Below are 13,284 nucleotides of genomic sequence, written 5' to 3' on the forward strand. Positions count from 1 at the left end.
TATGGCCGACGATTCCAGAGCCCCCTCCACGACCGCTCTCCGCGACGACATCTCAGGCGAGCGCGCGTTCGACCTCGTCGTCACCTGGCGAACGGTCAGCAAGCACTGGGCCATCGCGCTGACCACCCTGCTCCTGGTCGCCCTCAGCGTCACGTTCTATACGCTCGGCCAGAAGAAGATCTATCAATCCGCGGCGACGGTGCAGTTCGATCCGAACCCTCCTCGGCCGCTCGGCCGCGGGGTCGACACCGTGGTCGACATGGGCGCCGGCTCGTACTGGAATAACCGCGAGTACTATGAAACCCAGTACAAGGTCATCCGGTCCATCCGGGTGGCGCTGGCGGTCGTCGCCCAGCTCAACCTGCAGAACGATGCCTATTTTCTGAAGGACCTCCCGAAGGACGCGACCTCGCCCGGGCCGATGTCCGTGACCCCGGAGGAGGCCGCGGAGATCCTGCGCGAGCGGCTCGTCGTCGAGCCGGTGAAGGACAGCCGCCTCGCGGTGATCCGCTACAACGACGCGGATCGCGAGCGGGCTCAGCGCATCCTCACCACGTTGATGGACATTTACATCGAGCAGAACCTCGATGACGCGCTCGCCTCGACGAACTCAGCGGTCGATTGGCTCCGGGCGCAGCTCGACAAGCTGAAGTACGATCTCGAGGCGAGCGAGACGTCGCTCCACGAATACAAGCTCAGCAAGAACATCCTCGACGTCGATTTCGAGGACAAGACGAACCTGCTGCGCGAGGAGATGAAGCAGATCAACGACGCTCTCACGTCCGTGCGCACGAAGCGTGAGGAGTTCGCGGCCCGGAGCCACGAGCTGTCGAAGCTCGATCCGAACACCCCGCTCGACCTCCCCGCCTCCGAGCTCATCCAGAGCCCGGTCCTCCAGATGCTGCGCGCGCGCCAGGAGGAGTGCGTCCGTGAGCGCGACGCGCTCATCGGCTCTGGCAAGGGCGAAAACCACCCTGACGTCCGCGCCGCGACCGAGCGGGTCGCGGCCAACAGGAGCGCGCTGGTCGCCGAGATCAAGAATGTTCAGGGCGCGGTGAACCGCGATCTCGCCATCGTGAAGCGCCAGGAGGGGGGCCTCGTGGGGCTGCTCGAGGACGCGAAGAAGCAGGCGTTCGAGCTGAACTCCCTCAAGATCGAGTACGATCGACTCCGCAGGACGAAGGACAACACAGAGAAGCTGTACCAGCTCGTCCTGGAGCGCACGAAGGAGAGCGATCTCCAGCGAATGCTGCGGGTGAACAACATCCACGTCCTCGATCGGCCGAACTTCCCGCTCACCGCGCTGCGGCCGCGCGTCGGCGTCAACATCGGGATAGGCATCCTCGCCGGGCTGCTCCTCGGGATCGGCGCTGCGCTGGCGCGGGCGATGCTCGATCGCACGCTGCGGACGCCGGATGAGGTCGAGCGGGAGCTCGGGCTGCCCTTCCTCGGGCTCCTCCCGGAGTTCGACAAGCGGGACCAGAAGGAAGCCCAGCGCCGCAGGGCGCGCCACCGCGGCAAGGCCGCGCCCCAGCTCGGCCGGCGCGAGCTCGTCGTGCACGATCAGCCGACGAGCGGGATCGCCGAGGCGGCGCGCGCGATCCGGACCAACCTGCTCTTCATGTCGCCCGACCGGCCTTACAAGACGCTCCTCATCGCCAGCGCCGGCCCCAGCGAGGGCAAGACGACCGTGTGCTGCTGCATCGCCGTCGCCATGGCGCAGGCCGGACAGAAGGTCGTCCTCATCGATTGCGACCTCCGCAAGCCGCGCATCCACCAGATCTTCGGCAAGAGCCCGGAGCTCGGCGTCACCAGCGCGCTTCTCGACGACTCCGTGGTGGACGACGAGAGCGCGCTCAAGACCGAGGTGGAGAACCTCTACGTCATCCCGGCGGGCCCGATCCCGCCGAACCCGGCGGAGCTCTTGCACAGCGAACGCTTCCAGGCGCTGCTCCAGAAGCTCCAGAGCCGCTTCGACCGGGTCATCATCGACAGCCCGCCCATCGTCGCGGTCACCGACGGCGCCGTGCTGTCGACGCTGGTCGACGGCACGGTGCTCGTCGTGCGCGCCTCCGCGACGAGGCACGACTTCGCGCGCCATGGGATCCGCGCGCTGCTCGACGTCGGCGGCAAGACCGTGGGCGTCGTGCTGAACGCCGTCGATCTGAAGCGCCAAGAGTACGGGGTGTACCACTACTATGGCGACAGGAAGGACGGCTATTACCACGCGCCCTCCGAGCCGGCGCCAGCGGCCCCGACGGACGCTCCTGCACCCCCGTCCCCGCCCCCCTCTCCACCCTCCTTGCCGAACTGAGGAGCGCCGCCGTTGCCCTCGCTGAGACTCCCCCGCGCGCGCGGCGCTACGCGCGCCGCCGGCGCCGCGCCCGCGCGGCGGACGAAGACGCCCCTCGGCCGGGTCACCGCGACGCTCCTCGTCGGGACGCTGGCGGCCCTCGGCCCGATCCTCGAGGGAGCGCTCGGCGACGGCCGCGGATGGACGATCGGCCTCTTGCTCTTGCTGGCCGCCCCGTCGCTCGCCCGCGCCAGCGGCCCCCGGTTCCATCCGCTGGATCCGGAGACCTACATACCAGCCGCCTATTTCCTCAGCGTCGCCTACTCACCTATCCTGCGCCTCCTCATCTCCCGCGAGTTCTCCCTGTCGAGCCATGAGACGGCAGCCATGGAGGTGGCCTATGCCGGCGCGGTCGGGTGCGCCCTCGCCTGCACCGCGCTGAGCCGCCCCAAGGAAGCGCCCGACCTGCAGCGCCTTGTCCCGGCGCACAGGCCCAAGGCGACGCTGGACCAGGACTGGGCCACGATCCTCGTCGGCATGGTGGGCCTGGGGCTCGTGGCCACATGGATCGCCACGATCGGCGTGGGGCGGTTCTTCTCGATGAACTACGCCTCCAATCACCTCGAGGCAGATGGCAAAGGGCTGCTCACCGGCGGCTGGCACCTCATCGGGGTGGCCGTCGTTTACCTCTTCCTCCGGGTCGTATCGCTCCGCAAGGCGGGGCTGACCGTGCCGAGGGTGGTCTCGCTCGCGGGGTTCTGCTTCTTCGTGAGCTTCCTGCTCAACACGATCATGGGCCGGCGGGGCCCCCTCGTCTGGACGATCCTCTCCGTCGCGCTCGCCGCGCATGCCTTCGGCATCCAGATCCGACGCGTGTGGCTGGCCATCGGCATGGTGGGCGTCCTCTTCTACGGCATCGTCGTGGAAGGCGCCCGCGCCGAGCAGGGCAGCGGGCTCGACGCGCAGATATCGTCGGCCAGCGCGTACCTCGATCGGATAGAGAACCCGCTGGAGATCGGAGAGCTCCAGCGCGTCTACGCCAACCTCGTCAGCGTCGTGAACGAGCAGCCGCCCATCATCAGCTACCCAGGCGAGAGCTGGGTGAACGCGTTCCTCATCCTGGTGCCCAAGCCGCTCTGGAGCGAGCGGCCGCTCGGCCTCGCGCAGCGATATGCCATGTGGACGGCCCCCGACCTCGCGCGCCGCGGCGCCGGCTTCGCGATGGGCGCCGCCGCCGAAGGGTACCTGAACTTCGGGCTCGCCGGCACGGCCATCGAGATCGCGGTCTTCAGCGGGCTCTTCTTCATGATGCCGCTCCTCGTGGCCGGCGCGCGCGGCTCGCCCCTGCTCGCCCGCGCCGCGGCGGTGAACCTCGCCTCGTTCGCGTACAACCAGTTTCGCGGCGAGCTGACCGCGCTGCTCAAGATCACGGTGTCGCTGGCGATCGCGCTGCTCGCGGCGGTCGTGCTCACCTCGGTGGTCACGCACCTGCGGCGCGGGCTGGCCGCCCTCGGCCCGACACGCCGGAGATCCGGGCAGCGCCTGCGCGATCCGCGCCTCGGGCCCTCGTCGGCGCTGGGGCGGTAGCCGCGCCGACCGGGGTTGGCCGGCGTGAGGACAACGCGGGACCGCGCGCCCGCAAGCCGCAGGATGGACCGCGCGGCGCGCGGCGTCGGAACATGAAGAGCGGAGAAGCCAGGTCCCTATCGTCATGAGATTTCCCTTTCGTTTGAACCGTTCAGGCTGGCCGGCGCGCATGCTGCCTCGCAGGGTCTGCTTCCCGGACCCGCGGGCCCTCCTCCGGCCCGAGGAGATCACGTCGCCCGAGGTGTTCTCGGAGCGGATCTCCGTCCTCTTGCTGGGCGGCACCTACAAGACGACGCGGCCGGGCAGGCACCGGCAGAGCGACGCCCTCCTCGTGGGCGCGCTCCGCCAGAAGCGCCCCGTCGTCCTCGACGTCGGCGCCTCCGACGGGAGCACGGCGCTCGATCTGATCACCGCGCTCGGCGACGCCTTCGAGGCGTACTACGTGACGGACAGGGCGCTCTCGCTCCGGGTGCGCGCCGACGATCGCGGGCGCGCGTTCTTCTATGATGCGGACGGCGCCTGCGTCCTCGCCGCCACCCCGCGCTTGCTGTTCTATCCCGCAGCGGCGGGCTCGCGCCGCTGGCCGCGCTGGGTGCTCCCCGGGTGGCGCGGCGCCATCCCGCCGTTCGACCCGGCCTATCCGGAGGTATCGCTCGTCCAGCCGCGGCTCCGCGAGATCGCGCGCCGTGACGCGCGCGTGCGCCTCAGACCCCACGACATCTTCCAGCCGTGGGACGGCCCCGCGCCGACGGTCGTCAAGGCAGCGAACATCCTGAACCGCGCCTATTTCTCCGACGATCAGATCCGCCGAGCCGCGCGCAATTTCTGGCGCGCGCTCGCGCCTGACGGGCTGCTCCTTGTGATCGACAACCGCGACGCCGAGAAGGCCTCGCTCTTCGCGCGAACGGAGGGCGGCTTCGGGCACATCGACAGCATCCATGGCGGAACCGAGATCAAGGAGCTCATCCTGAGCTGCTGAAGCCCCTCGTTCATCGGCAGCAAAGCTCGCTTCCCACGCACCGACCTCCCTGAAGCCCTCATGCGCATCCTCTACGTCTCTCCCTACTTTCCCCCCGAGCCCGGGGCCCCCGCCGCGCGTGTCTCCGAGCTCGCCCGGGCCTGGCGGCGTGCCGGACACGAGGTCACGGTCCTGACGGGCATGCCGAACCACCCGACAGGGGTGATCCCGGCTGCCTATCGAGGTCGGCTCCGCGTGGAAGAGGACTTCCATGGGGTCCGGGTCCTCCGCACCTGGATCTACGCCGCCGCCAACCGGGGCAAGGTGCGCCGCTCGCTCGCGTATGGGTCCTTCGCCCTGTCTGCGCTCTCGCTCGCGCAGCTCGGTTTACCGCAGGCCGACGTCCTCATCGCGACGAGCCCCCAGTTCCTCGCGGCCGTGGCCGGCTACGGGCTCTCCAGGCTCCGCGGGATGCCGTTCGTGTTCGAGGTGCGCGACCTCTGGCCCGAGTCGATCGTGGCCGTGGGCGCGCTGTCGGCCGGGCACGCGGTCGTGCGCGGGCTCACGCGCGTCGAGGAGCACCTCTACGAGGTGTCCGACGGGATCGTGGTCGTCACGCAGAGCTTCCGGGAGCGGCTCATCCAGCGAGGAGTCCCCGCCGACAAGATCGACGTCATCAGGAACGGCGTGGACCTCGGGCGCTTCACCCCCGCCTCGCGCGACACGCCGCTCCGGGAGAAGCTCGGCTTCGGCGACCGCCTCGTCGTGGCGTACGTGGGGACGCACGGCATGGCGCACGGCCTCTCCGCCGTGCTCGATGTGGCGAGCGGCCTGCGCGCGCGCGACGACATTCGCTTCCTGTTCGTCGGCGAGGGGGCGGAGCGGGCCAGCCTGGAGGCGCGCGCCCGGGAGCTCGGGCTCTCCAACGTGACGTTCCTCGGCGCCCTCCCGCGCGATGCGGTCACCGAGGTGTATGCGACCGCCGATATCTGCCTGGTTCCTCTGCGCAAGACCGAGCTCTTTCAGACGGTCATCCCGTCCAAGATCTTCGAGATCCTCGCCATGGAGCGGCCCATCGTGATCTCGGTCGACGGCGAAGCGCGGTCCATCGTCGAGGAGGCGAGCGCCGGCGTCTTCGCTCCCCCGGAAGACGTACAGGCCATGACCCGGGCGATCGTCGAGCTCGCCTCCGATCCAGAGCGGCGAAGGCGCATGGGGTCGGCAGGGCGGACCTACGTGATGCGCTCGTTCGAGCGCGACATGCTCGCGCGCGAGTATGTCGATGTGCTGGAGCGCGTGCTCTGCCGCTCGCGCTCTCGTGAAGGCCAGAGCAGGAGCGAGCGATGAACCTACCGCGGATCGCCCGCACCCTCGTCCAGCTCCACCCGCTGCAGGTCCTCGCCCGCCCGATCGCCCTCGGCCACCGCGCGCTCGGCGGGGGGCCGAGCGCGGCGCTGGCGCCTCGCCTCCGGCCGGGCTTTGCCCCGTCGAGCCCGCGGTTCGCGGCCTTCGCCGACGCCGAGAAGGAGCGCGGGCGCGCGCGGCTGGCCGCCATTCCCGAAGGGTCGCTCCTGCACGCCTACGAGCGCGCCTACGGCTATGAGCTCGGGGCCGAGCCGACCCTCCCCGCCCCGAGCGCGTGGGACGACCCGATCGCGTCACACCCGTTTCCCGCGTCGGTGCGCGCCCGCCGGCTCGCGGCGGCGGCGCGCCTCGGCCGCCCCGGGCTCTCTGCGGAGCTGGCGCGCGCGTGTCGGGCCATCGCGCTCGGCCTCGAGCTTCACCTGCTCGCCAATCACCTCCTGGAGAACGCGATAGGGCTCGTGTGCGGCGGCGCCGTGGCCCACGGGCCCGAGGCCGAGGCGTGGTGGCGGCTCGGCTCCGCGATCCTGGCGTGGCAGCTGCCGGAGCAGTTCCTCGCGGACGGCGGCCATTTCGAGCTCTCCGCGTCGTACCACCTCGCGCTGACGGCCGGGCTGCTCGAGGCCATCGAGCTCGCGCAGGCGGCCGGCCGCAAGGTACCCGAGCGCTGGAGGACCACCGCGGAGAGGGCCCTCGAGTGGGCCGCCGCCGTGCGCGCGCCGGACGGCTCGTACCCGCTCTTCAACGATGCGTCGCTCGACGCCGCGCCGGAGCTCGACCACGTGCTCGCCCTCGGCGAGGACCTCGGCCTCTTCACGCCGGGCAGGGCCTCCGGTGGCGGGCGGGGAGCCCCCGGCGCGCCGCCGGACGACACGCCGTCGCTCGACCACCTCGCGGCCACCGGCTGGGTGATCCTGCGGTTCGGCGACCGGGCCTGGCTCGCGCTCGACGCGGGGATGGATGGCGCCTCCTATCAGCCCGGGCACGTGCACGCGGACGCGCTCACCTTCGAGCTATGGCTCCGCGGAGAGCGCGCCGTCGTCGACTACGGGGTCTCCAGCTACAAGACCGACGGCGACCGGCAGACCACCCGCTCCACGCGCGCCCACAACACGGTGGAGCTCGGCGACATGGATTCGAGCGAGGTGTGGAGCGCCTTCCGCGTCGGCCGCCGGGCGCGCGCCGGGGTGCGCAGGCTCGAGCGCGCCTCGGCGCACGTCGCCGTCGAGGCTGAACACGACGGGTATCGCGCTCTCCCCGGAGCTCCCCGGCATCGCCGGACGGTGGAGCTGTCCGCTCGGGAGCTCGTGGTCCTCGACGACATCCTCGGCGGCAGGACGAGCGCCTGCTCCCGGCTCAGGGTCGACGAGGCCGTCTTGCGACGCCAGCCCATCGAGATCGAGGGCATCCAGCTCACGCCCGAGCGGAGCCCGGGCGTATGGCACCCCTGCTTCCGGAAGCCCCAGGCAGCCACGGTGTTCTCCGGGCGCGGAGACGTGCGCGACGCCTGGCGCGCCGGCTTTCGAATTCGCTTCTAGAGCGGGGCGCGTCTCCGTGCGCTACTCGCGGACGAGGCTGCCTGTGAGCGTGATGCGGAAAGGCGCGAGCGCCTCGACCTTGTCGAGCACGAGGTGAAGCGCCAGCGCGGCCTGGTGGAGCCCGGGGATCAACACCGTATAGCTCGGGTGGTCGACCCCGGTGGCGAGCTTGTCGACGCGGAAGCCCGCGGCCTTCGCGAGGCGCTTCACGGCCCAGACCGTGTTCATGCGGAAGTACGTCGGGTACGGCTTGGCATTGTCGCTGCCGCTCGTCCCGCGCAGGAGCCCGACGTAGAGCGTATGAAACCAGTGCGGCGTGAGGTGGGTCGCGAGGCCCGAATAGGAGAGGAGGTTCGGCGCCGTGAACACGAATCGCCCCCCCGGCCGCAGCAGGCGGTGCGCCTCGCGCAGCACCGCCTCGGGCCGCTCGAGGTGCTCGAGCAGGTGGTCCGCGGCGATCACGTCCGCGCAGCCGTCCGGCAGCGGGATCGACTCGCCGTACGCGCAGATATGCCGCTGGGCCGGGTTGCGCGCGAGCGCCTCCTCATCCGGATCGACCGCGTAGATGGTCTTGCCGTCGAGAGGCACCGTCGCGACCTTGCCGAACCACAGCGGCCCGCAGCCGAGGTGGATGATGTCCGTCGCCGGCGCGACCGCCTCGTCCACGATGCCCTGGTAGACCTTCCAGTAATGCGCATGATCGCTGAAACGATAATAGAGCTCGTTCGTCTTGCAGTTGAGACCAACGATCTTGCGGGCAATATCCACGATATCTCCTCAATCAGTCCGGCGGCACGAACACATCAGCGCGGGATAGGGGCCCCTCACACCACCGAGAAGCGCCCATGGGGGCGCGAATCCCGAGCGCGCGGCGGCGGCCGGCGCAGCAGCAGGCGCTCTGCAGAGTCCACGACGAGCTGCAGCAGCATGTCGGCCTGCGGATTGACCGCGCACTCCTCGCTGTCCCAGCGGAAGCGCAGCTCGACGGTCTCGCCCTCGAGCTTGATCGGGAACACCGCGACCACCGCCTCGCGGAGCTGCTGCGGCGTCGCCGCGTCCTGCGCCCAGCTCCAGGGCTTCACGCGCGCGCTGCCGTTGGCCCCGGCGGAGCTCACCTCGAGCGCGACGAGCTTCGCCTCCTCGGCGAAGCGCTCGAGCACCGGGCGCAGCTTGTCCACGCCGCTCGCGGCCTCGATCTCCATCAGCGCCCACGGCACAGCGCGGCGCAGCGCCTCCACGGCGGCCTCGCGGGGGCGCCGGGGGTCCTGCGGCTGCGCCCCGAAGAGCGGGAGCGAGCCCGCCGTGCGCACCACGATGAAGAGCACCACGCTGCAGGCGACGAGGGCGAACCCGATCTCGAGCGAGCGGCCGACATACGCCACCAGCGCGACCACGGTGAACAGCAGGCTGAGCCCATACAGGATCAGCACCGCGCCGCGATGCGAGTGGCCCTTGTCGAGCAGCTTGTGGTGGATGTGCGAACGATCGGCGGCGAAGATCGGCCGGCGAGCGACATAACGCCGCACCATCGCCGAGATCATGTCGAAGATCGGCAGGCCGAGCGCGAGCAGCGGCACCATGACGGCGAGCGCGGTGCCGCCCTTGTGCGTACCCACGCCGAAGAGGGGGATCGCGGCCAGCATGAACCCAAGGAACATGCTCCCGGTGTCCCCCATGAAGATCGTCGCGGGGTGAAAGTTGTGAAACAGGAACCCCACGATCGCGCCCGCGAGCGTCGCCGCGAGCAGGCAGATCACCATGTTGCCGGGGTAGCCGCCGAGGTACGCGGTGATGAAGTTCGCGACGCAGGCGAAGAAGCCGACGCCCGCCGCGAGCCCGTCGAGCCCGTCGATCAGGTTGACCGCGTTGATGATGGCGACGAACCACGGAATCGTCACCAGGAACGAGAGCGGCCAGAACGATACATGCCCGAAGTACGGCAGCGTCACGCACTCGAGGCGGAGCCCGAAGGCCCAGGCGATCGACGCGACGAGGACCTGCGCGGCCAGCTTGTGCCGCGCGCGCATTCCCTTCGTATCGTCCCAGGCGCCGACCGCGGCGATCGCCAGCCCTCCAGCCAGCAGCCCCACCACCAGCGAGTGCTGCGAGAACCACATCAGCCCGATCTGCGTCCCCAGCGCGGCCAGGATGAACAGCGGCAGCACGAAACCCGCCACGATGGCGAGCCCGCCCAGGCGCGGGACGCACCGCGTGTGTACGCGCCGCGCGGTCGGTTCATCCACTGCCCCCACCGTCACCGCCAAACGGCGCGCGAGCGGCGTCGCTGCCCACGAGAGCACCAGCGCCAGAATAACCGCCGTGAGCGTACTTACCATCGCTCGCTCCTCTGGAAATCCCGCATCCCTAAGGTGCGGCGCGGCGGGCGGCATTCATAGCTCATCACCATGGCGGACAGCCCGTTGTTGGTGCGCACCTAGTACCCCAAGTCAGCACACGGAACAACCCAGGAGCAGGCTTTGGAATCCGGCGAGGGTCTGGAACTTTCCTCCGCCGCTTACATTTTACAGTTACATTGTACAATTTTACCTGTGAGTGTTTACCGTGGTGCGTCGCCCTGATGACAATGTCGTTATGCCGGCCTCGGCCGTAGCGGGGTTTGCCGTGAAAGCGGAAACGCCTTCATCGAAACAGAGACGTGGCCTCGGCGGGCCCTCCTTGTCCCCGCAGCGCTTGGAGCCCCTCGCGAGGCGCGTGGCGCTCCGAAGCAGCGATGGATCCCGCGCCTGGTGTGCGCTTTCTGGCCCGAGACTCCATGGTGTGATGGAGTCGGGCCATCAGCTCTTTTCGGCGACGCAGAAGATGTACGGGGACGTGACGGCGTTCGGTCGGGGAGCCAGGCCGCGCGCGTCGAGCGCCCAGACGAGCTCAGCAACGGCGGAGGCAGCGCCGACCGCCGGTAGGCGGAGCCAGCGCGACCCGATGCTGCCCACGCCGAAGAGGCTGACGTCCAGCGGAAGGATGTAGTCGCTCCGCAGCACATGGAGGCCCGCGTCGCGATGCGCCTTCACCAGCGCCTCGCGGTCCAGCGGAACATGAACGTCGTAGGTGGGCCTGTCGGTGACCTTGGCCACCCACCCCACGAGCCCGCGCATGTTCGGGATCTCCGTGACGATGCGCCCGCCTGGGCGCAGGTAGCGCGCGCATGCGCGGAGGCAGCCCGCCGTGTCCTCGAAGTGCTCGACCACGCCGAGCGACACCACCACGTCGAAGGCGCCCACGAAGCGCTCCGGCGGCTCGAACAGATCGGCGCACACGATCTCTCCAGGGATGCCGGCGCTCGCGAGGATGTCCCGCTCCTGCGCGCAGCCAATCTCGGTATAGTCGAGCCCGCTGACCTGAAAGCCAAACTCACGCGCGAGGTAGGGAAGCCAGGCGGAACGACCACAGCCGATCTCCAGCAGGCGTTGCCCCTTCGTGTCCATGCCCTCGAACGCGCGAACGAACTCCCGATGAAATGCCTGGCGCACGTATTGCCGAAACCCACGCGCGTGCGGATCCACCGGCTTTGGGAGCGACCGGTTCGACCACACTTGATTCCAATGCGCTTTTCCTGCCTTGTCTCCGGCCGACGACGCCGCGTTGCTCATCACGTCCTCGCTAGGGCAGGGCCGCCGGCGGGGCGGATGCCTCGCGAAAGGAATCACGGTTTCCCAGCTCGGTCCAGGACAAATCTGGACGAATTGTCGCAGCGCGGCACCCCGGGCGCTCCCCGGCCGGGCGAAGCCAGCGCGCCCGTGGCCATGCAGGCCCGCACGGGCCACGTGCGCCATGGAACCAGGCACGCATGGAGATGCGCCCGGTCACGCGGTCGGGCCGACCCGATCCTGCGGATCAGGCGCTCGGGTTATCCAGCTCGTAGTACTTGAGCTTCCTGTCGGACGCGATGATCCTGAACGGGTTCCCGGCGACGACGGAGTTGGACGGCACGTCCTTGTTCACGACGCTGTTGGCGCCGATGATCACGTTATCCCCGATGGTGATGTCGCCGAAGATGGCGCTCCCCGCTCCGACATAGACGTCGTTGCCCAGGCGTGGGACGCCCTGGCTGCCGAAGTTTCTCCCTATCGTGACGTTCTGGCAGATGAGGCAGTTGTCGCCGATGACCGTCCTCGTGTGGATCACGACCCCGAGCCCCCAGTAAGCGAGCCTGAAATTCGCCCCGATCGTGGCCGAGGAGGGGACGAAGACCGCGAACAAGAACCTGTTCAACCACGTGATGAGCGTGGCGACGAAGGTCAGGTTGTTCCGATAAAAGAAGTTTCCCAGCCGATACAGCAGCACAGAAGGGTTCTTCATAGCGTCGACAACAGGTCTCTGAACTTGGTCACGGCATGACCCATCCTGTTGGTCTCCCTCACCCTCTCGAGCGAGCGCCGCGAGAACTCCTCCAGCAGCGCCGGCTCGCGGAGGACGGTCAGGACCGCCTCGGCGATCTGCCCCGGGCTCCCGACATCCACGAGGAGCCCATTTCTCCCGGACACGACGAGATCGTTCACGGCCCCCACCCTGCTGGACACGACGGGGACCCCGAGGGCCATGACCTCCAGCAAGGCGTTCGGGAACCCTTCGCTGTGCGAGGTGAACACGCACAGATCGAAGGACGAGATGACCTCGTTCTTGTCCGTCGAGAGCCAGCCCATGTACTCGGTGTTCTCGAGCTGGTTCTCGGAGATGAACCTGCGCACGTCGTCCAGCTCGCTTCCGTCTCCGTAGATCTTGGCGCTGACCGAGGCGTTCGCCCGCTGCAAGAGGAGCATGGCCTCGAGGAAATCGTAAATACCCTTCTGCCGCTCGATCCGGTTGAAATAGAGCAGCCTCAAGGGCCTGTTCATGGCTCGAGGGTATGCCTTGTGTTCCACGTCGCCGAAGCTGGAGTCGGGCAGCCAGTTCTCGATGACGACGAGTTTGTCCCCATATTTCTCGGGGACCAGGCTCTGGAAGAAGCTCCGCCAGGTTTCGCTCTGGCATATCACGACATCGCAGGCTCTCACGACGGCGCTCAGGTACGACCGGTACAGCCTGCTCCTGGCGACGTTGTCGACGATCGGCCCCGAGCGAGGGAAGATGGCGACCTTCTTGCCGAGCAGCTTGCCGAGGAGCCCGATCGACCCCTTCTCGACGAAGCTCAGCCCCGAGCTCGAGAACAAGAGGACCGCATCCACCCTCGAGAAGAGCAGCGCCCTGACGCACCTCAGCACCCTCGGCGCGATCCTGTGCAGCCTGCGGCGCACCGATTGCACCCGGATGCTGTCGAGGGTGGAGTCGACGAGGAGGAAATCGAAATCATCTTTCAGATCGCTCTCGATCAGAGAGCGACAAGCAAAGTACTGCCCACCCATCTTCCCGTCAGCCGGGGGATTGAACGAGCCCACGAACAGGATTCGTTTCTTGTCTACCATCGCGTCGCTATCGTCGCGGAGGTGATACCATACCTGTCCGGCGATGGATGGCGGGAACGCCCGCTCGCCGAGCGCCGCGCCGACAGCGCCGGATCGTCACCGAACGGCCCGCGATCCCAGGAAAGC

At 68.8% G+C, this 13,284-nt stretch carries 10 protein-coding genes; 5 read left to right on the forward strand and 5 right to left on the reverse strand.

All coding sequences use genetic code 11. The features are described 5' to 3' along the window. Position 1 precedes the first annotated feature (1 nt). The 5 genes from WME97_RS38970 to WME97_RS38990 all read left to right on the forward strand — a co-directional run bounded on the left by WME97_RS38970 (position 2) and on the right by WME97_RS38990 (position 7,738). A complete protein-coding gene (locus WME97_RS38970) occupies positions 2–2,314 on the forward strand; it encodes a GumC family protein (protein ID WP_437545223.1) in 2,313 nt (770 codons plus the stop codon). A gap of 12 nt (positions 2,315–2,326) precedes the next feature. Continuing rightward, a complete protein-coding gene (locus tag WME97_RS38975) occupies positions 2,327–3,880 on the forward strand; it encodes a hypothetical protein (protein WP_437545225.1) in 1,554 nt (517 codons plus the stop codon). Between the two features lie 169 nt (positions 3,881–4,049). Continuing rightward, positions 4,050–4,859: a hypothetical protein gene (locus WME97_RS38980; protein WP_437545227.1), complete on the forward strand. Its 810-nt coding sequence runs from the start codon at positions 4,050–4,052 to the stop codon at positions 4,857–4,859. Between the two features lie 60 nt (positions 4,860–4,919). Continuing rightward, positions 4,920–6,185 (forward strand): glycosyltransferase family 4 protein, encoded by a 1,266-nt coding sequence (locus WME97_RS38985; protein ID WP_437545229.1) that lies wholly within the window; start codon positions 4,920–4,922, stop codon positions 6,183–6,185. Continuing rightward, positions 6,182–7,738: a heparinase II/III domain-containing protein gene (locus WME97_RS38990; protein ID WP_437545231.1), complete on the forward strand. Its 1,557-nt coding sequence runs from the start codon at positions 6,182–6,184 to the stop codon at positions 7,736–7,738. The genes WME97_RS38985 and WME97_RS38990 overlap by 4 nt, the downstream gene beginning before the upstream one ends. A gap of 21 nt (positions 7,739–7,759) precedes the next feature. On the opposite strand, the gene WME97_RS38995 is transcribed toward WME97_RS38990, so the two are convergent. From WME97_RS38995 to WME97_RS39015, 5 genes are all read right to left on the reverse strand, one after another. Beyond that, positions 7,760–8,506, reverse strand: coding sequence for a class I SAM-dependent methyltransferase (locus WME97_RS38995; protein ID WP_437545233.1), 747 nt, complete (start codon positions 8,504–8,506; stop codon positions 7,760–7,762). A 56-nt stretch (positions 8,507–8,562) separates the two neighbouring features. Continuing rightward, positions 8,563–10,128: a glycosyltransferase family 4 protein gene (locus WME97_RS39000; RefSeq protein WP_437545235.1), complete on the reverse strand. Its 1,566-nt coding sequence runs from the start codon at positions 10,126–10,128 to the stop codon at positions 8,563–8,565. A gap of 405 nt (positions 10,129–10,533) precedes the next feature. Beyond that, on the reverse strand, positions 10,534–11,529 hold the full coding sequence (locus tag WME97_RS39005) for a class I SAM-dependent methyltransferase (RefSeq protein ID WP_437545237.1): 996 nt from the start codon (positions 11,527–11,529) through the stop codon (positions 10,534–10,536). A gap of 61 nt (positions 11,530–11,590) precedes the next feature. Next, positions 11,591–12,055, reverse strand: a complete 465-nt coding sequence (locus tag WME97_RS39010; protein ID WP_437545239.1) for a serine O-acetyltransferase — start codon at positions 12,053–12,055, stop codon at positions 11,591–11,593. After that, positions 12,052–13,158 carry a glycosyltransferase family 4 protein gene (locus tag WME97_RS39015; protein WP_437545241.1) on the reverse strand — a complete coding sequence of 369 codons (1,107 nt, stop codon included), beginning with the start codon at positions 13,156–13,158 and terminating at the stop codon, positions 12,052–12,054. The genes WME97_RS39010 and WME97_RS39015 overlap by 4 nt, the downstream gene beginning before the upstream one ends. Positions 13,159–13,284: the final 126 nt, after the last annotated feature.

The organism is Sorangium sp. So ce367 (genome assembly GCF_051520455.1).
GTDB lineage: Bacteria > Myxococcota_A > Polyangia > Polyangiales > Polyangiaceae > Sorangium > Sorangium cellulosum_B.